Here is a 21,761-nt window from a genome sequence, read left to right as displayed (position 1 = left end):
GCTAGAGGATTCAGGCGTTCTTCGTGGCCGAGATGTCGAAGTTCAGCTTGATCTTCTCGGAGATCAGGACGGCGTCACCCTTCAGCGGGACGTTCCAGGTCAGCCCGAAGTCGGAGCGGTTGATCTCGGTGGAGCCCTCGAAACCGACGCGGTCGTTGCCGAACTGGTCGGTCATCTCACCCTCGAACTCGAAGTCGATGGTGACGGACTTGGTGACGTCCTTGATGGTGAGGTCACCGGTGACCTCGAGCACGTCGTCGGCCTTGGCGCTAATCTCGATGGAGGCGAAGGTGATCTTCGGGAAGTTCTCGACGTCGAAGAAGTCGGCGGACTTCACGTGGCCGTCGCGGTCGCCGTTGCGGGTGTCGATCGACCCCGCGTTGATCTCGACGTTGATGGTGGCGTTGGCCAGGCCGGCCTCGGAGGAGGCGGTGCCGGTGTAGTCGTCGAACGTGCCGCGGACCTTGGTCACCATCGCGTGGCGGGCGGTGAAGCCGATCTCCGAGTGGGACGGGTCGATGGTGTAGGCGCCAGCGTAGTCGTTGACAGTGCTCATGTGGTGATGCTCCTGATTGTGTGGGGGTTTCTTTGCCTTACGGGAACCACTGTAGAACTTTCTAGTTGATGTGTCAACCAACTGCCAAATGTGGTTGAATGGTCACATGACGAACAGTACGGACATCAAGCCCCGATGGCTCACCGACGATGAGCAGTGCCTCTGGCGCCGTTGGCTCACGGTTACCAGGGGTATCGATTCCGAACTCGCACGCGACATGCAGCGCGGCGGTGGTCTGTCCATGGCCGACTACGAAGTGCTGGTGAACCTGTCCGAGGCACCGGATCAGCGGATGCGCATCGCCGCACTCGCCGACCGGCTGACCTGGGACCGCTCCCGGCTCTCCCACCAGATCTCCCGGATGATCAAGCGTGACCTGCTCGTCCGGGAGGCCTGCGCCTCCGACGGCCGCGGTGCGTTCATCGCCCTGACCGACGAAGGTCTGCGCAACATCCAGGCCGCCGCCCCCGGCCACGTTGACTCCGTCCGCCGACTGATGTTCGACCACCTCTCGGAGGAGGACGCCTCCAAGCTGCACTCCATCCTGAGTACCCTCGCCGAGCAGTTCACCGACCCCGCGGAGTAGGCGGCACGCAGCCCCAGTCCCCCACTGTCGGCGTCAGTTACCCCGGCTGAGTTCGGAGAACTTCGAGTAGTGCAGCTGGTGGGCGACCTGCACCGTGCCGATCGGTCCACCACGGTGCTTCGCCAGGATCAGGTCCGCCTCGCCGGCGCGCTCATGGTCGCGGTTCTGCGCGTCCGGACGGCTGATCAGCAGGACGATGTCGGCGTCCTGCTCCAGCGAACCGGACTCACGCAGGTCGGAGACGCGCGGCTGCGCATCATCCCCGCGGGACTCTACACCACGGTTGAGCTGCGAAATCGCGACCAGCGGGACGTCGACCTCCTTGGCCAGCAGCTTGAGCTGACGGGAGAACTCGGAAACCTCCTGCTGACGTGACTCGACCTTCTTGCCCGAGCTCATCAGCTGCAGGTAGTCGACCACGATCAGGCCCAGGTCGTGCTTCTGCTTCAGCCGACGTGCCTTGGCCCGGATCTCCGTCATCGTGAGGTTCGGGGAATCATCGATGTAGATCGGCGCATTCTCGATCGCCGTGACCCGGCGGGTGAGCTTGTCCCACTGCCCATCGACCATCTTGCCGCCGCGCATCACCGACAGAGGCACCTCCGCCTCCGCGGAGAAGATGCGCATCATCACCTCGGACTTGCTCATCTCCAGGGAGAACAGGACCGACGCCTTCTCCTGCTGCACCGACACCGAGCGCATGAAGTCCAGCGCCAGCGTCGACTTGCCCACGCCGGGGCGTGCGGCGACGATGATCATCTGACCGCCGCGCAGTCCGTTGGTCAGTTCGTCGAGCTCGCTGAAGCCCGTCTTGACGCCTTCGCCCTCCCCCGTGCCGTTCTCCAGGGCGTCCAGCTCGTCCATGGTGGACTCCAGCAGGTCCTGCAGGACCATGTAGTCCTCCGACGCGGACTCGTTGGTGATGTTGAACATCTCCTGCTGGGCGCGGTCGACCACGCTCTCCAGCTCGTTTCCCTCCAGGCCGGAGTAGCCGTACTGGACGATCCGCGTGCCGGCGGAGACCAGGCGGCGCAGCACAGCTTTCTCGGAGACGAGGTCCGCGTAGTAGCCGGCGTTGGCGGCGGTCGGCACCTTGGACGACAGTTCGTGGAGGTAGGGCGCTCCCCCGACGGTGTCGAGGATGCTGTTGTTGTCCAGCCGCCCGGCAAGGATGACCGGGTCGACCTCCATGCCCTCGCCGTAGAGCTCGAGCATGGTCTCGTAGATCGTGCGGTGCGCGGGACGGTAGAAGTCATCCGGGCGCAGCCGCTCGACGACATCGGCGATGGCGTCCTTGCTGAGCATCATGCCGCCGAGGACGCCCTGCTCGGCCTCGGTGTTCTGCGGCATCTGGCGCGGCTCGGCGAAGGCCTGTCCCGAGGTGTCCGCGGAGCCGCCGCGGTAACTGCGGGACGGCGTGCGCCCGCCCTTGGTGAAAGCCCCGGTGAAGGAGTCGTCGTCCCACGGCCCGGGCTCGGGCGGCAGTGGCGCACCGGCGGTGTCGTCCGGAAGGCCGCCGTGGGCCTCGTCCCGTACCCGTTCGTTTGCGCTCATGGCGGTCATCTTAGACCCCGGGCTCGCTCCCCGTCACTTCCCGCGAATCCCCGGTGTGGAAAAGTTATCCACATTGTCGGTGGACAGATTGTGGACGAATTGTGCATACTGCCGCCGCGGACCTGCTCGCGGTGTGGAATTCGTGTGGAATACGCTCCACTGACCTGCAGAGACACCTGTTTGTGCAGGTCACGGTTTCAGGGTGAGGCTGTATTAATGATCGGACCGCGTGGATAGACTCTGTTTGCGCAGGCCAGGAATCGGCCGTGACGCATAAGCGCAGGTCACATTTTCGACCGATATGCGTATATTATTCAGTTCGGTGTGAATGTTGTCCACACCTACCACTATCGGTGTGGATACTTTCTCCCCTGCCCCACACACACCAACGGGCCCGTCCCGCGGCCGTGACGGCCGGGGCGGACCCGTGTGGATGTGCTGTTGTCTTGACGTAATGAGTATCGCCCGTGCGTCGAGCGCGCATGATCCGCTGTGGACACGTCCGGCTGTCTAGACCGGTCAACCCCGGATGTCTGGTCCGGGTATCCACGCGTGCACGCCGCGTCAGGCGGGTGAACGGGACGGGAGAACTAGCTCTCCGCGACGACCGTGAAGTTCAGGGACGCGACGACCTGCGGGTGCAGCTTGACGTCGACGTTGTAGGACCCGACCTTCTTCACGTCGCCCTGGTTCAGGACGATGGTGCGCTTGTCGATGCTGCGACCGCCGGCCGCCTTCACGGCGGCGGCGACCTCGTCAGCGGTGACGGAGCCGAACAGCTTGCCCTGCTCCGAGGTACGCACGGGGACGTTGACATTGCTCAGGTGGTCGATCTCGGCCTTGACCTCGCGAGCGTGGTCCAGGTCTCGGATGACCTTGTCCTGCTGTGCACGGCGGATGTTCTCCACCTGCTTCTCCGCGCCACGGGTGGCGGGGATGGCGTAGCCGCGCGGCAGCAGGAAGTTGCGTCCGTAGCCGGCCTTGACCTCGACGATGTCTCCGGGGACACCGAGGTTGTCGACGGCGGCGGTGAGGATCAGCTTCATGATCCGTTGCCTTTCATGGTTCTTGTGGATCTGGGGATGTAATCACACGACAGGTCTAGAACGGCGGCTCGTCGCCACCGTCGAATCCGGACTGGGGCGCGGAGTTCCACGGGTCGTCGTCGGGGGCGGCGTTGCGCCCACCGAATCCACCCTGGTTCCCCGGGTTGCCCTGGAAGCCCTGACCACCCTGCTGGCCGCCCCGGTTCCCACCGAAGCCACCCTGGTTGGCCGGACCGCCCTGGTTACCCTGGGCGCCCTGGTTCCCGCCCTGCGGCTGCTGCCCACCGAAGTTCCCGCCCTGTCGGGGGGTCTTCGTCACCTGGGACGTGGCGTACTTCAGGGACGGGCCGACCTCATCGGCCTCGACCTCGAAGACGGTGCGCTTCTCACCCTCACGGGTCTCGAAGCTGCGCTGGCGCAGTCGGCCGTTGACGATCACCCGGTCACCCTTGGTGAGCGAGTTCGCCACGTTCTCGGCCGCCTGACGCCAGACGTTGCAGGTGAGGAACAGTGCCTCGCCGTCGACCCATTGACCGGACTGGGAATCGTACCGACGCGGCGTGGACGCCACGCGGAAGTTCGCCACGGCCGAGCCGCTGGGTGTGTACCGCAGCTCGGGGTCCGCGACGAGATTTCCGACGACGGTGATCGGGGTGTCTCCCTGTGCCATGTCAGTGTCTCCCTGGTTCTCGGGTTTCTTCGGGTTTCAGGCGGTGACGCGTCCGGACAGACGCTCGGTGCCGTGAGGAGCGCCTACTTGGCGTCCTTGCGCAGCACCTTGGTGCGCATGATGATGTCGTTCAGGTTCAGCAGGCGGTCAAGCTCCTGGACAGTCGCCGACTCACAGTTCAGGTCGACGACGGCGTAGATGCCCTCTTCCTGCTTGTTGATCGGGAACTCCAGGCGGCGCTTGCCCCAGATGTCCACCTTGTCGACCGTACCGTTTTCCTTGCGGACCGTCTCGAGGAACTTGTCCAGCGACGGGGCAACGGTGCGTTCATCCTGGGAAGGGTCGACGATAATCATCATCTCGTATTGACGCACGGACCTCATCACCTCCTATGGTCTAGTGTTTTCGGCCGGACCCCTGTTGGGTGCGGCAGGAGGGTTCGTTGCGTCAGCAACCTGATCAGATTACACGCCGACCTCGCCATTGCCTAACCAGCGGTGGAGGAACCGCCCAGCCCCGCCTAGGTGGCCCAGAACACCGCCACCACCACGGGGATCACCGTGATGAACAGGATCGCCACGATGAACAGTCCCCAGATCTGCCGCGGCGGCTTCTTCGCCATGAAACTGGCGAACGAGCCACCGAACAGCAGGAACCCGATGAAGACGCTGGCCATGGTGACCAGCAGTTCAATACTCGACATGATCCTCGGTCATCCCCGGGCGCAGCCGGTCGGCGGTACGGTCAGAAATTGTTGAGGAAGTCGTCGATGAGCTGGCCCACGTCGTTGCCGCCGCCGTTGTCCGGCGGGGGAGGGTTGCCTCCACCGTTGCCGCCGCCGTTGCCTGCGTCACCGCCGTTGCCGCCGCCTCCAGCGTCACCGCCGCCTCCGGCATCGCCGCCGCCATTGTCGGCCGCGCCGCCTTCCGCACCGGTGTCGCCGCCTTCGGCAGGGGCTCCACCGGCGTCACCTGCAGCGGCGCCACCGGTACCAGCTCCGCCGCCCGCGGAAGCCTGGCCCTCCTGGACCACCGGGACCGAGCCATCGAACTGCTCGACCTCGTAGCCCTCGAGGGCGGCGTTCATGAAGCCCTGCCAGATGTCGGACGGGGTCATGGACCCGTACATCTGCCCGCCGTAGCGCGCGTCCGTCAGTGGCTCGCCGGCGGTGTCACCGACCCACACGGCGGTGGCGAGCTGCGGGGTGGAGCCGATCATCCAGGCGTCCTTGTTCCCGCCGCCGGCGGCGTCACCCAGCTGGGCGGTACCCGTCTTCGCGGCGCTCGGGCGTCCGGCCGCCAACGAGTGGTTGTTGGAGTAGTCCGCGATGGGCCCCATCGCGGCCAGGACCTCGTCCGCCACCTCGGGCTGGATGACCTGGGTGGACTCCATGTCGGTGTTGTCCATCAGCGACTCGCCCTCGGACGTCTCCACCTTCCACACGAAGTGGGCGGGGATGTGTGCACCGCGGTTGGTCAGCGTCGCCAGGGCGGACGCCATGTCGATCGGCCGGGACTGGTACTGGCCCAGCGTGATGCCCTCGTAGGGCGTCCCGCCGTCCTCGGTGAGGGTCTCGCCCACACCCGGAAGCTCCTTCGCCATGCCGAGGCGGTGGGCCATGTCCGCCACGTCCTGTGCTCCACCACCCAGGTCACGGGCGACGCGGATGAACGAGGTGTTCAACGACCGCTTCAGGGCCTCGGCCATGGAACAGGTGCCGCAGGACTCGCCCTCGACGTTCTGGACGTTCGTGGCACCCGTGGTGACGGGGGAGGAGTCGTAGGTCGTGCTGGTCGGGATGCCCTGCTCCACTGCCGCCGCCATGGTGACGATCTTGAAGGTGGAACCGGTCTGCAGCCCGGCATTCGCCCAGTCGAGACCCGTCGGGTCGTCCCCGCCGTAGTAGGCGCGCACGCCGCCGGTCTTCGGGTCGATCGCCACGCCCGCCGACCGCGCCGACTCGGCCTGCCCCTCCATCGAGGAGTGGACGTTGTCGACCATCGCACGCTGGTGTGCGGCGTCGATGGTGGTGGTGATCTTCAGCCCACCGGTGTTCACCGCTTCCTCGGTGATGCCGTTGGCGTTGAGCTCGTCGAGGACCTGGCTCTTGATCAGCCCGTTGGTGCCCTCCGCCACGGAGCCGGAATCGACCTGCTCGGGGTCGGTGACCTCGGGGTACACCATCTCCTCGCGTTCCTGGCGGGTCACGGACCCCATCGACACGAGGCCGTCGGTGACGTAGTTCCACCGGTCCTCGGCCTCGGGGCGGTTCGTCCAGGGGTCGAGCTGGCTGGGCCGCTGGATCGACGAGGCGAGCACGGAGGCCTCGGCGGGGGAGAGCTCCTCCACCGGCTTGCTGAAGTAGGCGCGGGACGCCGCGGAGATCCCGTAGGCGTTGCGTCCGAAGTAGATGGTGTTGAGGTAGGCCTCCAGGATCTCGTCCTTGGACCACTCGTTGGCCATCTTGGACGAGACGACCAGCTCCTTGCCCTTGCGGATCAGGCTGCGCTCGTCACCGACCACGGCGTTCTTCACGTACTGCTGGGTGATCGTCGAACCGCCGCCGGCGTCCTCGCCGGTGAGCTGACCGATCGCGGCGCGACCGAAGCCGGTGATCGAGAAACCGGGGTTGTCGTAGAAGTCGCGGTCCTCCGCAGCGATGACGGCATCGCGCACGTGCTGCGGGATCTCGTCGATGTCCACGTTCTGCCGGTTTCCCTCCGGCGGGACGATGCGTGCCAGCTCGGTGGAGCCGTCATTCGCCATGATCTGCGAGATCTGGTTGTTGACGAGTTCCTCGGGCTGCGGCACCTTCGTCACCGTGTACGCGGCGACGAACGCCACGATCGGAACGATGACGAGAACCGCCACGACGGCGCCCGCGGACGCGAGGAGGCGCCTCCACACCGGCTTACGCTTCCGCGTGCGCTGGCGTTTCGTGCTGCCGTTGGGGGGGTTCGTGTCGTTAGTCACCTTGCTGGTCTCTCCGTGCTCGAACTTGCTGGGTCCGGGTTACTCGCATCATCCGTGCCGTACCTGTCCTCCCTGATCAGATAATTCCATCCGCAGCGGAGGCACACTTCCACGGTGTGGACCGTCAGCTCTTCAGCGGACCGCCCGGCACCTTCGGGAAACAGGGTAGCGACAATACTGCGTATCTCCGAAAGACTACGCGCCGTTCCTGACTTTTCCCCTATCGAACTGCCATGGATCCAGTATGTTTCCTGCAGGTGCGCCGCTCCGCACACCGGGCAGTCCCGGTCCGTTGCGGCGCCCAGCACCTCCGCCGACGCGGTGAGGGAACGGTCGGCGTCGCACACGTCCGACCGCCGGACGTGCCCGCTCTGCAGCGAGCGCAGCGTCCTGCGGCGGTCGAGGTCGTGGGCGACGACATGCCCTGGAACTGGGGGATTCACCATGGTGGCCACATCCTAACGCCTACGGCGGGGGGAGTGGGTGTCGCCGCTGAATCGGTCAAGGCCCCTGGTTGAACGGTAAAGACGACGGGGGACAGCGGTTGACCGGTGTTTCCACGCTGCGGCGGCACTAACGTCCGGACCCATGAGTTCACAGGACAACCCCAACTCCCTCAAGCTCGCGATCGTCGGAATCGGCAACTGCGCGACCTCCCTCCTCCAGGGCCTGGAGTACTACAAGGACACGCCGGAGGACGCGGACGTCCCGGGCCTCATGCACGTCCGATTCGGCGCCTACCACGTCAGTGACATCGAGCTTGTCGCCGCGTTCGACGTCGACGCCGACAAGGTCGGCAAGGACGTCGCCATCGCCACCGAGGCCGGCCAGAACTGCACCATCAAGATCTGCGACCTGCCCGAACTCGGCATCACCGTCCGCCGCGGACACACCGCCGACGGGCTCGGCAAGTACTACCGCGAGACCATCGAGGAGTCCGACGAGCCGGACGCCTCGCACGACGACATCGTCACCGCACTCAAGGAGACCGGGGCGGACGTGCTGGTCTCCTACCTGCCGGTCGGCTCCGAGGAGGCCGACAAGTTCTACGCCCAGTGCGCCATCGACGCTGGCGTGGCCTTCGTCAACGCCCTGCCCGTCTTCATCGCCTCCGACCCAGAGTGGGCGCAGAAGTTCGAGGACGCCGGCGTCCCGATCGTCGGCGACGACATCAAGAGCCAGGTCGGCGCGACGATCACCCACCGCGTCCTCGCCCGGCTCTTCGAGGAGCGCGGCGTGACCGTCGACCGCACCTACCAGCTCAACGTGGGCGGCAACATGGACTTCAAGAACATGCTGGAACGTGACCGTCTCGAGTCCAAGAAGGTCTCCAAGACCCAGGCCGTCACCTCGAACCTCACCGGGTCCCTGTCCGGCAAGACCGCCGACCGCAACGTCCACATCGGCCCGTCCGACTACGTCGAGTGGCTCGACGACCGCAAGTGGGCGTTCATCCGCCTGGAGGGACGCGCCTTCGGCGACGCGCCCATCAGCCTGGAGTACAAGCTGGAGGTCTGGGACTCCCCGAACTCCGCCGGCATCATCATCGACGCCGTCCGCGCCGCGAAGATCGCCCGGGACCGCGGGATCGACGGACCCGTCGATCCCGCGTCCACCTACCTCATGAAATCGCCGCGGATCCAGCGTGCGGACGACGTGGGACGCGCCGACCTGGAAACATTCATCAGCGAAAAGTAGCAGGTCAATGGCGATTTCAGTTAGTTTCTGGGGCAAGACACTGGTAGCAACATACCTTTCCGGGACTAATCACGGTAGGTTGGTCCCATGACCGCTAACCCGTCTGAAGTCGCGAAACGCCTGCGGCCCGTCGTCACCCGGATGTACCTGCTGTACTTCCGGCAGACGACGCAGTCCAGCATCAGCACCGCGCAACTCTCCATCATGATGAACCTCAAGACCCACGGCGCGCTGCGCATCAGCCAGATCGCCGATCTCGAGTCGATCCGGATGCCCACCGCGTCCAACGCGATCAACCACCTCGAGTCCCTGGGCCTGGTGTCCCGCGTGCGGGACGTCAGCGACCGTCGTGGCGTCCGCGTGAAGCTCACCGAGCTGGGTGACACCGAGCTCACCCGCATCGGTGACGAGCGCGATACGCAGATGGCGGGGATCCTCTCCGTGCTGAAGCCCGAACAGCTCGAGAAGCTCGAGGAGTTCCTCCCCACCCTCGAAGAGGGCATGGAGGTCTTCGACAGCCACCGCATGGGCGAGAAGTAGCAGCAGTGCCGACCGGGCAGACTGCACGTCCCCTGCGCGTCCTGCTGGCCTGGCGGCCGGACGGGGAGGCCGCCGCGGCCGACGCCAGCAGAGGCGGAGACCATGGGCAGGGAGGACGCAGCCCCGGGGGAACCGGTGCCGACACCGCGGCCTTCGTCGCGTGGCTCGCACGCACCCGCGACATCCTGGTCAAACCTGTCACGGTGATTCCCCGGATCTGGCCGGAAGGGGTGGGCCGCGACGACGGCGCCGGTGCCCCCGACGCCGTCGCCCGCTTCGAGCAGTGGGCCGACGCCGAATCCTCCGCCTGCCACGCCGCGGCACGTGCCGCCCTCGTCGACGCCGGCGTCCCCGAGTTGATGATCGACAGCAGCGACGCCCTGCTCCACAGCCACTCGGAGACCACCGCGCTGATCCACGCGGCGGAGGAGTTCGCCGCGGACGTCATCGCCATCGGCTCACGCTACGGGTCGTCCGGCAGCCCCGACCGGCGTTTCCGCGCCGGCGCCACCGCGGACGCCCTGCTGCACTGCTCACCCTTGCCCGTGGTCACCGTCCCCCGTGCGCCGACCCTGTCGAAGCATGGGGTGACCCGCGTGAGCTGCGCCTACGTCGACAACGAACAGTCCCACCAGGCACTGCGCAAGGCCGCGGACCTGGCGTCCGGATGGGGGGTGCCGTTGCGCCTGGTGGCGTTCAGCCCGACCGGTGCATCGATGTACCCCACCCTCACACCCTTCCCGGACTCCGAGGAGGCCGACGAACGCTGGCGCGGGCAGGCCCTGGACATCCTGTCCCGTGGCCGTGACCGTGCGGTGGAACGGCACCCCGAACTGCCCGTGACCACCGAGGTCGGATCCGGCACCGGCTGGGCCGGCGCCATGGGCGACGTGCACTGGAAGAAGGGGGAGCTGCTGGTGGTCGGCTCGTCAGTGCTCGGGTCGTTCAACCGGGTCTTCATCGGCCCGTCGACCAACCAACTGCTGGCCCATTCGCCGGCGCCCGTGCTCGTCAGCCCGGTGTGATTCCGGGGCGGTCCCGGACTACGATGGGGGCATCATGTCCACCACACCTGACCCCCTGTCACATCTCGAGGACGTCGACCGACGGAACTCGAACCGGTTGGCGTGGCAGCTGGCCCTGGGGTTCCCCATCGCCATCATCCTCACCTGGGTGATCCTCCACTTCACCGCGGGGGAGAGCACCGCCACGCAGCTCGTCCCGATCCTCGTCGCCACCCTGGGCATGGCGACCGCCGTTGCGATGGTGCTGCGCAAATGGAAGCGCTACCAGCGGTGGCAGCCGTTCGTGGGCCTGCTGTGGTGGATGATCCCGGTGTTCCTCATGACATCGTTCACCCTGCTGCCGCCGCTGATCGTGGACTGACCTGCGGCAGCGGCCTACCGGACACGCCCTTCAGCCAAGGTCCGCGGCGATGGAGTCCCGGAGGTCCCTGACCTTCCCCACGTCCCTGAGCTGCCCCGCGGTCACCCGGTGGACACGTCCGCCGTCCCGCTGCAGGACACCGAGCACCCGTGAATCGTGGTCGCGCTGCGTGCGCTGCAGATGGTGCTCACCGTCGTAGAAGACGAAGACCCTCTCCTCCTCCCACCCCAGGTCAACCACGGTAAGAAGTGAGCCGTCGCTGTCCCAGACGGGGATCTGCGCCGTGCAGGACGCGGCGAGATCGGCCAGGACGAGCCGCAGAACGGTCTCCGGTGGCGACTCCGCCCCGAGATTCGTTGACCCCAGAACGGCTGCCGCCAGGTCGGCGCGGATGCCCGGCACCTGTGACGGTGTGGCCACCCTCTGCACACCGATGGCCTGGTGGAGCACATCACTGACCTGCACAGACCGGATGAAACCGGGGGAGAGGTGGGGCATGACCGGTCGCAGTTCGGGCACCCTCCACTGTTCACCGCGGTCCGGGGATGGCTCCTGCAGTACCGAGATCATGTGCCCCAGTGCCCTCCCGGGATCGGTGCAGGCCACCTCCGGGACCCACGGGTCGGGTTTGCGGGCCAGGGCCCGGTGGCCCTCCAGACGCCGCGTCCTCCGAAACCTCAGATGCCCGTCGTCGGGACCACCGTGTCCCCCGGCGCACCCGCCGCAGCCCGCCCGGTGTCCGTTGGGGACGAGGAACTCCAACGGCTCCTCATCGCAGAAGTAGCGCATCCCGTACACCGCCCCCGCCCCGAATCCGGTCGCCACGTGGGAGGGGCTGCGTATCGCGTGCGAGCTGACCAGGGTCACCGGGTCGATGCGGCGCAACCGTGCGAAACCGGAGTCCGTGTTCTGTGACCTCACCAACTCCACGGGGACATGCATCCCGTGCTCCGTCTGCACGTACCCGGAGCGCAGGGCAGCCCTGGTGATTCCTGCAGACTCCAGTTCTTTCCTGGTGAGCGGCTTGCGGCTGGGGAAGTGGGCATGCTCCCGTTTCCGTCGCCTCCCCGGAATCGATGCTCGGTACCAGTCACTGACCAGGGCCTGCGGGAACACCGGCAGCAACGCCACCCCTGGATCCGTCCCATTCATGGAACTGAGTGAACCACCCTGGATGCCCCGGGGCCAGTACCACCCCGTGAACCCGGCAATCGTGTGGATAACTTCTGCACAGTGCCTGGTCAGGACGTGGAAGATGCGAGGTGATGCGGAACGGGCCGGCCTGGGTCCTCTGCTGCCATCACACACTGTTCACCGCCCTCGCATCCTGTCGGGTGAATACCGTTAACCCGACAATTCGTGAGGGCACGCGGCGGTTTGCGAGGGCAGCATCAGGATCGCGAGGTCACGCACCTGCATCACCGCAGGTCACGGTAGTTCGGCGCAGAACGCCACAGCGACCGCAGGCCCGAGCAGGTCACCTCACCCAGGCAGCGGCCGCCACACCACCGCTACTTCGCGACGATGTTCACCATCTTGCCCGGCACCACGATGATCTTGGCGACAGTCTTGCCCTCCACATGCGAGGCGACATTGGGCTCAGCGAGCGCAGCATCCTCAATGTCCGAGCGCGGTGCATCCGCCGCGACACTCACCCGGCCACGCACCTTGCCCATGACCTGCACCGGCAACTCAATGGTGTCGTCGACCAGCCACTCCTCCGACCAGGTCGGGAAGTCCTCGTGGGAGAGCGAACCGGAGTGCCCCAGCAGGGACCACATCTCCTCGGCGATGTGCGGGGCGACCGGCGCGAGCATCAGCACCAGCGGCTCAACAGCACCACGCGGGGCTGCGCTGCCCGCATAGGTCTTGGTCAGGTGGTTCACGTACTCGATGAGCTTCGCCACGGCGGTGTTGTCGCGCAGGTTGGCGAAGTCGTCGTGGACCCCGGCGACGGTCCGGTGCAGGGCGCGCTGGTCGTCGTCGGTCAGCGCCGCGTCGGACACGGCAGCGTCCCCGGTCTCCTCGTTGACGGCGAGGCGCCAGGCACGCTGCAGGAAGCGCTGGGCACCGACAACGTCCTTCGTGGCCCACGGCCGGGAGGTATCCAGCGGCCCCATCGACATCTCGTAGACGCGCAGGGTGTCGGCCCCGTAGTTCTCGAAGATCTCGTCGGGGGAGACGGCGTTCTTCAGGGACTTGCCCATCTTGCCGTACTCCTGGGTGACCTCCTCGCCGTTGAAGTAGAACGTGCCGTCCTTCTCCTCGACCTCGTCGGCGGGCACGTACACGCCGCGGGCGTCGGTGTAGGCGTAGGCCTGGATGTAGCCCTGGTTGTAGAGGCGGTGGTAGGGCTCGTAGGACGTCACGTGCCCCAGGTCGAAGAGCACCTTGTGCCAGAAACGGCTGTACAGCAGGTGCAGCACGGCGTGCTCCACACCGCCGACGTACAGGTCGACACCGCCGGACGGCGTGCCTTCGCGGGGGCCGGTCCAGTAGCGCTCGTTCTCGATGTCCACGAGTGCGTCGGAGTTCGTCGGGTCGATGTAGCGCAGCTGGTACCAGGAGGAACCGGCCCACTGCGGCATGACGTTCGTGTCGCGGTAGTAGGTCTGTTCACCGTCGCCCAGGTCCAGGGTGACCTCCACCCATTCCTTCGCCTTGGCCAGCGGCGGCTGCGGCTCGGAGTCGGAGTCGTCCGGGTCGAAGCTGACGGGCTGGTAGTTCTCGACCTCGGGCAGTTCGACGGGCAGCATCGAGTCGGGCAGCGCGTGCGCCACGCCGTCCTCGCTGTAGACGATGGGGAAGGGCTCGCCCCAGTAGCGCTGCCGGGCGAACAGCCAGTCGCGCAGCTTGTACTGGATCTTCTCGGCGCCGAGTCCCTTCTCCGCCAGCCATGCGATGGTCGCCTCGATGGCCTCGGCCTTGTTCCTCCCGTTGATGTCCAGGCCCTGCGCATTCGCGGAGTTCACCAGCACACCGTCACCGCTGTAGGCGGCGTCCTGAACGTCCTCGCCGCCGGACACGACCTCACGGATCGGCAGGCCGAACGCCTGCGCGAACTCGTGGTCGCGTTCGTCGTGGGCGGGCACGGCCATGATCGCGCCGGTGCCGTAGCCGGTCAGCACGTAGTCGGCGATGAAGACCGGGACCTGCTCGCCGTTGACCGGGTTGGTGGCGTACGCGCCGGTGAAGACGCCGGTCTTCTCCTTGTTCTCCTGGCGTTCCAGGTCGGACTTCGCGGCGATGGCGCGGCGGTAGGACACCACGGCGTCCGCGGGGGAGGACGCCCCGTACGTCCAACGCTCGTCGGTGCCGTCGGGGTAGGACGCCCCGTCCGACGCCGCGACCAGCTCATCGACCAGGTCATGCTCCGGTGCCAGGACCATGTAGGACGCCCCGAACAGGGTGTCCGGCCGGGTGGTGAACACGCGGATCGGCCCGGCGGCCGAGCTGAAGTCGACCTCGGCGCCGCGGGAGCGTCCGATCCAGTTGCGCTGCATGGACTTGACCTTGTCGGGCCAGTCCAGGTCATCCAGATCGTCGATCAGGCGGTCGGAGTAGGCGGTGATGCGCATCATCCACTGCGACAGCCGCTTGCGGAAGACGGGGTAGTTGCCGCGGTCGGAGCGTCCTTCGGCGGTGACCTCCTCGTTGGCCAGCACGGTGCCCAGCCCGGGACACCAGTTCACCGTGGAGTTGGAGCGGTACACCAGGCGGTGCTCGTCCAGCTCGGCCTGCTGCTCGGCCGGGGTCAGGGACGCCCAGTCGCGCCCGTCGACACCCTCGGCGGCGAATGTGGCCTCCAGTTCGGCGATGGGACGGGCCTTCTGCTGCTCCGGGTCGAACCAGGAGTTGAAGATCTGCAGGAAGATCCACTGCGTCCAACGGTAGAACCCCGTGTCGGTGGTGGCGATCACGCGACGGCGGTCGTGGCCCAGGCCGAGACGCCCCAGCTGACGCTCCATGTTGTCGATGTTGGCCTGGGTGGTGGTGCGCGGATGCGTGCCGGTCTGCACGGCGTACTGCTCGGCGGGCAGGCCGAAGGCGTCGTAGCCCAGGGTGTGCAGCACGTTGCGTCCCAGCATGCGGTTGAAACGGGCGTAGACGTCCGTGGCGATGTAGCCCAGCGGGTGCCCGACGTGCAGTCCGGCGCCGGAGGGGTAGGGGAACATGTCCTGGACGAAGAGCTTGTCCTCGGGCAGGTCGGTCCCGGACTCAGCGAGGTCGCCGACGGGGTTCGGCGCATTGAAGGTCCCGTTGTCCCGCCAGTGCCCCTGCCAGCGACGTTCGATATCGCCGGCGAGTTCCGGGGTGTAGCGGTACGACGTGGACTCGCTGGAATTCGTCCGAGAATTAGTCATGGACAGTCATTGTAATAGACTGGTGATCATGATCGTCCTGTCTGTCCTGCTGTGTGTCCTCGGTGTTGCCGTACTGGTCACGGGTGTGCTCGCCCTGTCCGCGAAACTGCCGGGCAACAAATGGGTGGGCCTGCGCATCCCCGAGGCCCGCAAGAACCGTGAAATGTGGGACACCGGGCACCGGATTGCGGGGCCGACCTGGACCGGGGCCGGCATCGCCCTGATCGCCGGTGGCGTGGTGAGCGTGCAGGGCGGCTGGATGTGGCTGATCACCGCGCTGCTGTTCGTCGGCGCCCTGTTCCTGATCGGGATGGGTGCCGCGCTGGCGGCCCAGACACTGGCGAAGATCGACCACGTGAAGGCGCAGCAGGCGGAGGAGACCCGCGCGGCGGCGGGGTGCTGCTCGAGTGGGGGACAGGACGCAGCATCGGATACGGGCGAGACCTCCGGGGACTCCTGCGGGTGCGGCGGCGACTGCGGCGGCCACGACAGCGGTGTCCCTCAGGTGCAGCTGGACCTGGATGCCGCCCGGCGCGCCATGGCCGCCCGCGACGACTCGTAGGCTCCGTGGCCTGCAGGTCCACGGTGATGAAGCGCTGACGACCGGTAGGATCGGTGCCCATGAACACTGCGCCTGACAGGGCCGTCATCGTCTGCGGCACCGTGAACATCGACACGTTCGTCCGCGTCAACAGGTTCCCGGCGGCGGGGGAGACCACGATCGCCGCTCCCACCGGCAAGGCCCTGGGCGGCAAGGGTGCCAACCAGGCGGTGGCGGCGGCCCGGTACGCGGACGGTGGCGTCCTGTTCCACGCGACGGTGGGGGAGGACGCCGACGGGGCCTCCGCGCTCGAGGAGCTCACGTCCTACGGCGTGGACGTCTCCGCGGTCGGACGCGCGCAGGACGCACCGACCGGCCAGGCGTTCATCATGAACGATCCGGACGGGGAGAACATCATCGTGGTCACCTCCGGGGCGAACGAGGTGACCGACCCCGCTGACCTGGACGGCTCAGCGGCAGTACTGCTGGCCCAGGGGGAGCTGACACCGGAGCACTCCGCCGCTCTGCCTGCGCTGGCCGAGCGGCTCGGCGCCCGCTTCGTCCTGAATCTCGCTCCGGTGACCACGCGGGACGCTGACCTGCTCGCCGCCGCTGATCCGCTGGTGGTGAATGAAACCGAGGCGGCGGATGTCCTCGGGCTGCCGCGGGACGCCCTGCTGGACGAGCTGTTGGACGCCTTCGCTTCTGCGGTGGAGCGCGGTCTGGCGACGTCCGGCCTGGTCACACTGGGTTCCCAGGGTGCGCTGCTCATCGAGGCGGGGGAGCGGACCATGGTGCCGGCCATCACCGCTGACCGGGTCGAGGACACCACTGGCGCCGGCGACGCCTTCTGCGGGACCCTGGCCGCCGCGCTTGCCGAAGGTTCGCCGCTGCCCGGAGCGGTACAGGTGGCGACGGCCGCCGGGAGTCTGGCGGTGCGTTCCCGCGGGGCGGCGGCGTCCTACGCGGGACGCGATGAGGTGCGTGGGTTGACCTCTGTGACCGACCGCTAGACTGTCTCACCATGAGGAACTTCATCAACCGCATCCTGGGATACCGGCCGGATCTCCTGATCATCCTGATTGTCCTGGGTGTCGTCCTCGCCCTGGTGTTCCCCGCGCGGGACGGCTTCGCCAATGTGATGGACTGGGTCGTGAAGATCGCCATCGGCCTGCTGTTCTTCCTCTACGGGGCGCGGCTGTCCACCCGCGAGGCACTGAACGGGCTGAAGCACTGGAGGCTGCACCTACTGATCCTGGGGTTCACCTTCGTGGTGTTCCCGCTGATCGGGCTGGCGCTCATGCCGCTCCAATCCCTCATCGGTGAGGACCTCTACCAGGGGATTCTGTTCCTCTGCCTGGTGCCGTCCACGGTGCAGTCCTCGGTGGCGTTCACCTCGATCGCGAAGGGCAACATCCCCGGCGCGATCGTCAGCGCGTCCGCGTCGAACCTGATCGGCGTGTTCGCGACCCCGTTGCTGGTCCTGCTGCTGATGACCGGCACCGACGGTGGCATGCACGTGGACACATCCGTCTTCGTCAACATTGCGCTGCAGCTGCTGGCTCCGTTCATCGTGGGCCAGGTGCTGCGCAATGTGCCCGGTGTGAAGAAGGTGGCCGGGGCGAAGCCGACCGGCTACGTGGACAAGCTCTCGATTGGGCTGGTGGTGTACGTGGCGTTCTCCGAGGGAATCGTGATGGGGGTGTGGAGTTCGGTGTCGTGGGTGGCGATCGTGGGGATCGTGCTCGGGTCGATCGCGCTGGTGTACCTGATGCTGTGGCTGACGTCCTTCGTCGGCCGGCGTCTGGGGTTCGACTTCAAGGACCAGGTGGCGATCCAGTTCTGTGGGACGAAGAAGTCGCTGGCCTCCGGCCTGCCGATCGCGGCGGTGCTGTTCACCGGGGGAGCGGGACTGGTGATCGTACCGCTGATGATCTTCCACCAGGTCCAGCTGATGATCTGCTCGGCGCGGGCGGCGAAGTACGCCCGGCTGGAGCCGGAGAACACCTGGTAGGTGGCTGCGGGTTCGGGGCCGGGACGTCCGGCCCGCCCGGCTCACTGACCGGTCGTCCCACTACCCCACCGTCCGTCCTCTCCCCGATTTTCACACCCTGATCGATTTCCACATAGTGAGATGTGCAGGTCAGAGCGTTGAGGAAGCCTAATGAAAATCGCTGACAGTGTGATAATCCGGCTCGCGCAGGACCGCAGCGCTGGGCACCGGAGCCCCCGGACCTACTCCACACCTATTCCACCCCGGGCACCAGCGCCGACACCCGGTCGGAGAAGCGCCACTCGTCCCGCCGCCGCGCGGTGCGCTGCAGTACCCCACGTTGCGCGAGCCATGTCATCAGCGACCGCGCGTCCGGTTCCGCCGCCTGCTGCAGCAGCGCCGCCATCTCCAGGTCCACCGCCCCGCTGGCCATCAGATGACGCAACACCACCAGCGTCGCCGCGTCCCGGGTCACCCCGCGCCCGTATTCCGCGCGCACCGCCGTGAGCAGCTCCACGAACTCCATGTCCGGGGGGCCGTCGAACAGCGTCACGTCCACGGAGGTCATGTCGGTGTTCACCACCGGGGGCTCGAAGCCGGCCGACAGCATTGCCAGCCACATCCGGTCGAAACCCCTCGATGACCAGCTGTCCAACCCCAGCAGCTGCATCGCGTTCAGCAGTGCCGGGTTCCGCGGCTGCGATGGCCCGGACAGCAGCCGCTCGGCGGTGCGCCCACCCGGCAGCCCGCCGGGGGAACTGACCCTCATCATCTGCGGGCCCTGGTACACCACCACCGGCTCAGGACGCGACCAGTCCCGGTGGACGAGCGCATTCGTGATCGCCTCGTCCTCCGCCGCAGCAGGGGTCGCCGAATCGGAATGCGCCCTGACCAGGTCATGGAGAGCACCGGTCGCCAGAACCAGGGGTTCATTGAGCTCGGTGGAGGTCGGTGGGTTCGCGCTGTCGGTCTCCTCCGCCCGGTAGAGGTGACGCGCCAGTACGGGCGCGTCCGGCGCCCGGTGGAACAGCAGTTCCGCCGCGATCATCGGCTCACCGTCGTCGGTCAGCAGGTCGAGTTCCTCCAGCAGTTCCCCGGTTTCGGGGGAGCGCACCGGCAGCGTCCCGTTGCGCCGGGCCGCATCCAGGAGGTCACGGCCGCGCGCCACCGCCTCGGGGTCGTAGGACGCCACGGGTACCGGGGACGCCCCGGCCGTGTAGTCCGGGTCCCGTCTGGCCTTCTCGAGCGCGGTGAGTCCCGGGCCCGCCAGAGGCAGGCACGCGTCCCCCACCCGGTGCCGGACCACGTCATCGACCCCGGTATGTACCGCCAGACCTGCGGGAACCCGGATCACCACGATGCGGGCACCGTGGGCATACGCGGCCCAGGCGTCGACGGTGAGGTGGGGACGCGTGGCGGTGAAGATGAGGTGCTCGATCTCCACCGGGTCGCGCTCGGTCCCGTTGAAGGCGTCCGGTCCGGGGGTACGGTCGGCGATGCCGAAGACGATGAAACCGCGTCCGGACGAGCCGTTGGCGAAGCAGCACGACGTCTTGACCAGCATGTTCCTGGCCTTGGCGTCCGGGTTCCTGGTCGGGGTGTGGACCGGGTCCTCCTTGAAGTCGAGAACCGCCGACTCCAGGTCATCGGCGACCGCGCCGTCGAGGATGCGGTCGAGTGCCTCGGCGACGTCCCGGGGGAGTGCGCGCTGCCGGTCCACTGTTCGGTTGTCCCTATACTCCCCGGATGTCGCCGGGTACCGGGCGTGACCGTTTCACGTACCCCAGCCGGGGACGGAAGCCCGACGGATGCTTCAACTGGGCCACGCTGTCGGCGATGACCAGCCGGAAACGCGGATCCATCTGCGGGAGCTGAGCGAGTGGGAACCAGCCGACCTCGGTGGATTCCTCGTCGTTGACCCGGGGTTCCTGCTCGCCGCCCCCGGTCAGGACGCAGCGCACCGTGGTGTCCATGAAGCTGCATGTGTCACCGTTGGGGTAGGTCACCGGTCCGACGGCGCCGGTGCCGATCAGCGCATCGACCTCGACGGTGAGGCCGGTCTCCTCCTCGACCTCGCGGGCCGCGGCGGTCGGGACCTCCTCGCCGGGCTCGATGATGCCGCAGACCGGCGTCCAACGTCCGTCGTCCGCGCGTTTGACCAGCAGGACGTCCGGCGTCGCGAAAACCGGGGCGTCCTGCGGGACGTCCCGGACGACCACGGCGGTGACGCCGGGCAGCCACAGTGGGTCGTGCCCGATCTTCTCGCGCAGTTCGGTGATGAACGGTGGGGTTCCCATGGGGCACGAGTGTAATCCGGGTTTCGTTCCAACGCTGTCGCGGCCGTGCTGCCCACTGTAGGCTTACCTTCATGAAAACCACCCTGATGCGCGTCACCGCCGCCGCCGCAGCGCTGGCCACCGGTATTGCCCTGTCCGCCTGCTCCTCCGACGATGACGGGGACGGTGGCGACTCCGGCGCCAACGCCGCCGACGGGACGTTCCCCGCGACGGTCGAGACCAAGTTCGGTGAGGAGACCATCGAGGAGGCTCCCCAGCGTGTCGTGGCACTCGGCTGGGGCGACGCCGAAATCGCCCTGGACCTCGGCGTTCAGCCCGTCGGGGCCAGCGACTGGCTCGGCTTCGGCGGTGACGGGGTGAGCCCGTGGAACGATGACACCTACGACGAGGCCCCCGAGATCCTCGCCACCGAGGACGTCGAGTACGAGAAGATCGCCGCGCTCGACCCCGACCTGATCCTGAACGTACGCTCCGACGGTGAGGAGGAGACCTACGATCAACTCTCCGACATCGCACCCACGGTGTCCGTTCCCGAGGGGGCCGACAGCTTCACCACCACCTGGGACACACAGGTCGAGATGATTTCCGAGGCACTCGGCGTCCCCGAGGAGGGCGACAGCCTGGTTTCGGAGGTGAACGGCCGTATCGACGAGGTGAAGGAGGCCCACCCGGACTGGGCGGACAAGACCGCGTCCGTGGTGACCCAGTACGGTGAGGGCTGGGGCGCCTACCCCGCCGGTGACGCCCGGATGGACCTGATCCTGGCGCTGGGGTTCAAGGAGAATCAAGAGGTCGCCGAGCTGGATGACGGCAACTTCTACGTGGAGCTCTCCGAGGAGAACATCGACGTCACGGACTCGGACGTTGTTCTCGGCTTCCCGATCGGCCTCTCCAACGAGGAGTTCGAGTCCGCGCGCGCCTGGAACCGCATCGGAGCGGTGGAGGACGGTCGCGGCATCGTCGTGGACGAGGAGCTGACCAGTGCTTTCTCCCTGGGGACGCCGGACGCGATGCTCGCCGCGATCGACGAGCTCGAACCGCAGCTGGCCGAGGCTGCCGAGGCGAGCTAACTAGCGGGCCAGTCCCCGGCGCCGGTTCCCACCCGCGAGTGCTGCGGCCACGAGGAGTGGCTGGAACAGCAGGCGGACGAACCGGCGCCGGTCCGTGTCGAGCCCGAAGCCGTCCTTGTGTTCGGTGTACTGGGAGATGTTCCCCGGGAAGATGATGGTGAAGAAGGCTGCGCCGACCGCGCCGACCCGTCCCCGTGCAGGTTGACGCCAGAAAGCCAGGTGGGATAGCCCGAGGGCGATCTCCGCGACCCCGGATCCCAGAACAACCGTGTCCGGCTTGGCCGGGAACCAGTTGGGCACCTGCGCCTGAAACTCCTCCCGTGCGACGGTGAGGTGGGTGATTCCGGCACCGGTGAGGATGGTCCCGATGGCGAGCTTGGCCAGGTTCCGCGCCGGCCCCGCCTTCCGATCCGTGGACCCCTTCCGCTGGTCCTGCGCCACCGTGTCTGCTTCGCGTTCCGCCATGTCACTCACCCATTCTGTAGGA

At 67.1% G+C, this 21,761-nt stretch carries 22 protein-coding genes; 9 read left to right on the top strand and 13 right to left on the bottom strand.

From position 1 onward, the window contains the following. Nucleotides 1-10: 10 nt before the first annotated feature. On the bottom strand, nt 11-556 hold the full coding sequence (locus tag ACTIL2_RS04665; RefSeq protein WP_442336293.1) for a YceI family protein: 546 nt from the start codon (nt 554-556) through the stop codon (nt 11-13). A 106-nt stretch (nt 557-662) separates the two neighbouring features. Here ACTIL2_RS04665 and ACTIL2_RS04660 point away from each other — a divergent pair, with 106 nt between their 5' ends. Further along, a complete protein-coding gene (locus ACTIL2_RS04660) occupies nt 663-1,142 on the top strand; it encodes a MarR family winged helix-turn-helix transcriptional regulator (protein ID WP_442336292.1) in 480 nt (159 codons plus the stop codon). A gap of 33 nt (nt 1,143-1,175) precedes the next feature. Here the strand turns inward: ACTIL2_RS04660 and dnaB are convergent, their stop codons facing one another. From dnaB to ACTIL2_RS04625, 7 genes are all read right to left on the bottom strand, one after another. Then, complete coding sequence (gene dnaB, locus ACTIL2_RS04655) at nt 1,176-2,696, bottom strand: replicative DNA helicase (RefSeq protein ID WP_442336291.1); 1,521 nt, start codon at nt 2,694-2,696, stop codon at nt 1,176-1,178. Between the two features lie 590 nt (nt 2,697-3,286). Beyond that, a complete protein-coding gene (gene rplI / locus ACTIL2_RS04650; RefSeq protein WP_442336290.1) occupies nt 3,287-3,742 on the bottom strand; it encodes a 50S ribosomal protein L9 in 456 nt (151 codons plus the stop codon). Between the two features lie 55 nt (nt 3,743-3,797). Next, on the bottom strand, nt 3,798-4,412 hold the full coding sequence (locus ACTIL2_RS04645; protein WP_442336289.1) for a single-stranded DNA-binding protein: 615 nt from the start codon (nt 4,410-4,412) through the stop codon (nt 3,798-3,800). A gap of 83 nt (nt 4,413-4,495) precedes the next feature. Next, nucleotides 4,496-4,795: a 30S ribosomal protein S6 gene (gene rpsF / locus ACTIL2_RS04640; protein ID WP_441582247.1), complete on the bottom strand. Its 300-nt coding sequence runs from the start codon at nt 4,793-4,795 to the stop codon at nt 4,496-4,498. A gap of 137 nt (nt 4,796-4,932) precedes the next feature. Further along, nucleotides 4,933-5,115: a hypothetical protein gene (locus tag ACTIL2_RS04635; RefSeq protein ID WP_441582246.1), complete on the bottom strand. Its 183-nt coding sequence runs from the start codon at nt 5,113-5,115 to the stop codon at nt 4,933-4,935. A 41-nt stretch (nt 5,116-5,156) separates the two neighbouring features. Continuing rightward, nucleotides 5,157-7,385, bottom strand: coding sequence for a transglycosylase domain-containing protein (locus tag ACTIL2_RS04630; RefSeq protein ID WP_442336288.1), 2,229 nt, complete (start codon nt 7,383-7,385; stop codon nt 5,157-5,159). Continuing rightward, nucleotides 7,382-7,831, bottom strand: a complete 450-nt coding sequence (locus ACTIL2_RS04625) for a DUF5318 family protein (RefSeq protein ID WP_442336287.1) — start codon at nt 7,829-7,831, stop codon at nt 7,382-7,384. Before ACTIL2_RS04625 ends, ACTIL2_RS04630 begins: the two co-directional genes overlap by 4 nt. Nucleotides 7,832-7,973: 142 nt before the next feature. Between ACTIL2_RS04625 and ACTIL2_RS04620 the strand changes: the two genes are divergently transcribed. The 4 genes from ACTIL2_RS04620 (at nt 7,974) to ACTIL2_RS04605 (ending at nt 11,009) form a co-directional block, all read left to right on the top strand. Then, entirely contained in the window at nt 7,974-9,083 is a 1,110-nt protein-coding gene (locus ACTIL2_RS04620) for an inositol-3-phosphate synthase (RefSeq protein WP_442336286.1), read from the top strand. Nucleotides 9,084-9,170: 87 nt separating this feature from the next. Next, nucleotides 9,171-9,623, top strand: a complete 453-nt coding sequence (locus ACTIL2_RS04615) for a MarR family winged helix-turn-helix transcriptional regulator (protein WP_442336285.1) — start codon at nt 9,171-9,173, stop codon at nt 9,621-9,623. Between the two features lie 5 nt (nt 9,624-9,628). Further along, nucleotides 9,629-10,648 carry a universal stress protein gene (locus tag ACTIL2_RS04610; RefSeq protein ID WP_442336284.1) on the top strand — a complete coding sequence of 340 codons (1,020 nt, stop codon included), beginning with the start codon at nt 9,629-9,631 and terminating at the stop codon, nt 10,646-10,648. A gap of 34 nt (nt 10,649-10,682) precedes the next feature. Next, on the top strand, nt 10,683-11,009 hold the full coding sequence (locus ACTIL2_RS04605) for a hypothetical protein (RefSeq protein ID WP_442336283.1): 327 nt from the start codon (nt 10,683-10,685) through the stop codon (nt 11,007-11,009). Nucleotides 11,010-11,039: 30 nt separating this feature from the next. Here the strand turns inward: ACTIL2_RS04605 and ACTIL2_RS04600 are convergent, their stop codons facing one another. Together ACTIL2_RS04600 and leuS are read right to left on the bottom strand one after the other, a co-directional pair. Then, on the bottom strand, nt 11,040-12,161 hold the full coding sequence (locus ACTIL2_RS04600) for a hypothetical protein (RefSeq protein ID WP_442336282.1): 1,122 nt from the start codon (nt 12,159-12,161) through the stop codon (nt 11,040-11,042). A 359-nt stretch (nt 12,162-12,520) separates the two neighbouring features. Next, on the bottom strand, nt 12,521-15,373 hold the full coding sequence (gene leuS, locus ACTIL2_RS04595; RefSeq protein WP_442336281.1) for a leucine--tRNA ligase: 2,853 nt from the start codon (nt 15,371-15,373) through the stop codon (nt 12,521-12,523). Nucleotides 15,374-15,401: 28 nt separating this feature from the next. On the opposite strand from leuS, the gene ACTIL2_RS04590 reads away from it, so the two are divergent. From ACTIL2_RS04590 to ACTIL2_RS04580, 3 genes are read left to right on the top strand one after another with little or no spacing between them, the layout of a single operon-like run. Then, nucleotides 15,402-15,935: an SdpI family protein gene (locus ACTIL2_RS04590; RefSeq protein WP_442336280.1), complete on the top strand. Its 534-nt coding sequence runs from the start codon at nt 15,402-15,404 to the stop codon at nt 15,933-15,935. Between the two features lie 59 nt (nt 15,936-15,994). Beyond that, nucleotides 15,995-16,927 carry a ribokinase gene (locus tag ACTIL2_RS04585; protein ID WP_442336279.1) on the top strand — a complete coding sequence of 311 codons (933 nt, stop codon included), beginning with the start codon at nt 15,995-15,997 and terminating at the stop codon, nt 16,925-16,927. Nucleotides 16,928-16,938: 11 nt separating this feature from the next. After that, nucleotides 16,939-17,928 (top strand): bile acid:sodium symporter family protein, encoded by a 990-nt coding sequence (locus tag ACTIL2_RS04580; protein WP_442336278.1) that lies wholly within the window; start codon nt 16,939-16,941, stop codon nt 17,926-17,928. Between the two features lie 232 nt (nt 17,929-18,160). On the opposite strand, the gene ACTIL2_RS04575 is transcribed toward ACTIL2_RS04580, so the two are convergent. After that, nucleotides 18,161-19,627, bottom strand: a complete 1,467-nt coding sequence (locus ACTIL2_RS04575; RefSeq protein WP_442336277.1) for an RNA-binding domain-containing protein — start codon at nt 19,625-19,627, stop codon at nt 18,161-18,163. A 13-nt stretch (nt 19,628-19,640) separates the two neighbouring features. Further along, complete coding sequence (locus ACTIL2_RS04570; protein WP_442336276.1) at nt 19,641-20,204, bottom strand: NUDIX hydrolase; 564 nt, start codon at nt 20,202-20,204, stop codon at nt 19,641-19,643. Between the two features lie 71 nt (nt 20,205-20,275). Between ACTIL2_RS04570 and ACTIL2_RS04565 the strand changes: the two genes are divergently transcribed. Beyond that, nucleotides 20,276-21,274 (top strand): iron-siderophore ABC transporter substrate-binding protein, encoded by a 999-nt coding sequence (locus ACTIL2_RS04565; protein WP_442336275.1) that lies wholly within the window; start codon nt 20,276-20,278, stop codon nt 21,272-21,274. On the opposite strand, the gene ACTIL2_RS04560 is transcribed toward ACTIL2_RS04565, so the two are convergent. Next, a complete protein-coding gene (locus ACTIL2_RS04560; RefSeq protein WP_442336274.1) occupies nt 21,275-21,739 on the bottom strand; it encodes a DoxX family protein in 465 nt (154 codons plus the stop codon). Nucleotides 21,740-21,761: the final 22 nt, after the last annotated feature.

The organism is Corynebacterium sp. (genome assembly GCF_052107835.1).
In the GTDB taxonomy this organism is placed as follows: Bacteria; Actinomycetota; Actinomycetes; order Mycobacteriales; family Mycobacteriaceae; genus Corynebacterium.
The sequence above is the reverse complement of the archived record's forward strand: the minus strand, read 5'-3'. Positions and strand labels throughout refer to the sequence as shown.

Excerpts from the sequence above, each read along its gene's own strand:
- ACTIL2_RS04570 (WP_442336276.1), bottom strand. The coding sequence starts at position 20,204 with ATGGGAACCCCACCGTTCATCACCGAACTGCGCGAGAAGATCGGGCAC.
- ACTIL2_RS04620 (WP_442336286.1), top strand. The coding sequence starts at position 7,974 with ATGAGTTCACAGGACAACCCCAACTCCCTCAAGCTCGCGATCGTCGGA.
- ACTIL2_RS04600 (WP_442336282.1), bottom strand. The coding sequence starts at position 12,161 with ATGAATGGGACGGATCCAGGGGTGGCGTTGCTGCCGGTGTTCCCGCAG.
- ACTIL2_RS04605 (WP_442336283.1), top strand. The coding sequence starts at position 10,683 with ATGTCCACCACACCTGACCCCCTGTCACATCTCGAGGACGTCGACCGA.
- ACTIL2_RS04660 (WP_442336292.1), top strand. The coding sequence starts at position 663 with ATGACGAACAGTACGGACATCAAGCCCCGATGGCTCACCGACGATGAG.
- ACTIL2_RS04645 (WP_442336289.1), bottom strand. The coding sequence starts at position 4,412 with ATGGCACAGGGAGACACCCCGATCACCGTCGTCGGAAATCTCGTCGCG.
- ACTIL2_RS04625 (WP_442336287.1), bottom strand. The coding sequence starts at position 7,831 with ATGGTGAATCCCCCAGTTCCAGGGCATGTCGTCGCCCACGACCTCGAC.
- ACTIL2_RS04615 (WP_442336285.1), top strand. The coding sequence starts at position 9,171 with ATGACCGCTAACCCGTCTGAAGTCGCGAAACGCCTGCGGCCCGTCGTC.
- ACTIL2_RS04585 (WP_442336279.1), top strand. The coding sequence starts at position 15,995 with ATGAACACTGCGCCTGACAGGGCCGTCATCGTCTGCGGCACCGTGAAC.
- ACTIL2_RS04580 (WP_442336278.1), top strand. The coding sequence starts at position 16,939 with ATGAGGAACTTCATCAACCGCATCCTGGGATACCGGCCGGATCTCCTG.
- rpsF (WP_441582247.1), bottom strand. The coding sequence starts at position 4,795 with ATGAGGTCCGTGCGTCAATACGAGATGATGATTATCGTCGACCCTTCC.
- rplI (WP_442336290.1), bottom strand. The coding sequence starts at position 3,742 with ATGAAGCTGATCCTCACCGCCGCCGTCGACAACCTCGGTGTCCCCGGA.
- ACTIL2_RS04635 (WP_441582246.1), bottom strand. The coding sequence starts at position 5,115 with ATGTCGAGTATTGAACTGCTGGTCACCATGGCCAGCGTCTTCATCGGG.
- ACTIL2_RS04565 (WP_442336275.1), top strand. The coding sequence starts at position 20,276 with ATGAAAACCACCCTGATGCGCGTCACCGCCGCCGCCGCAGCGCTGGCC.
- leuS (WP_442336281.1), bottom strand. The coding sequence starts at position 15,373 with ATGACTAATTCTCGGACGAATTCCAGCGAGTCCACGTCGTACCGCTAC.
- ACTIL2_RS04560 (WP_442336274.1), bottom strand. The coding sequence starts at position 21,739 with ATGGCGGAACGCGAAGCAGACACGGTGGCGCAGGACCAGCGGAAGGGG.
- ACTIL2_RS04590 (WP_442336280.1), top strand. The coding sequence starts at position 15,402 with ATGATCGTCCTGTCTGTCCTGCTGTGTGTCCTCGGTGTTGCCGTACTG.
- dnaB (WP_442336291.1), bottom strand. The coding sequence starts at position 2,696 with ATGAGCGCAAACGAACGGGTACGGGACGAGGCCCACGGCGGCCTTCCG.
- ACTIL2_RS04665 (WP_442336293.1), bottom strand. The coding sequence starts at position 556 with ATGAGCACTGTCAACGACTACGCTGGCGCCTACACCATCGACCCGTCC.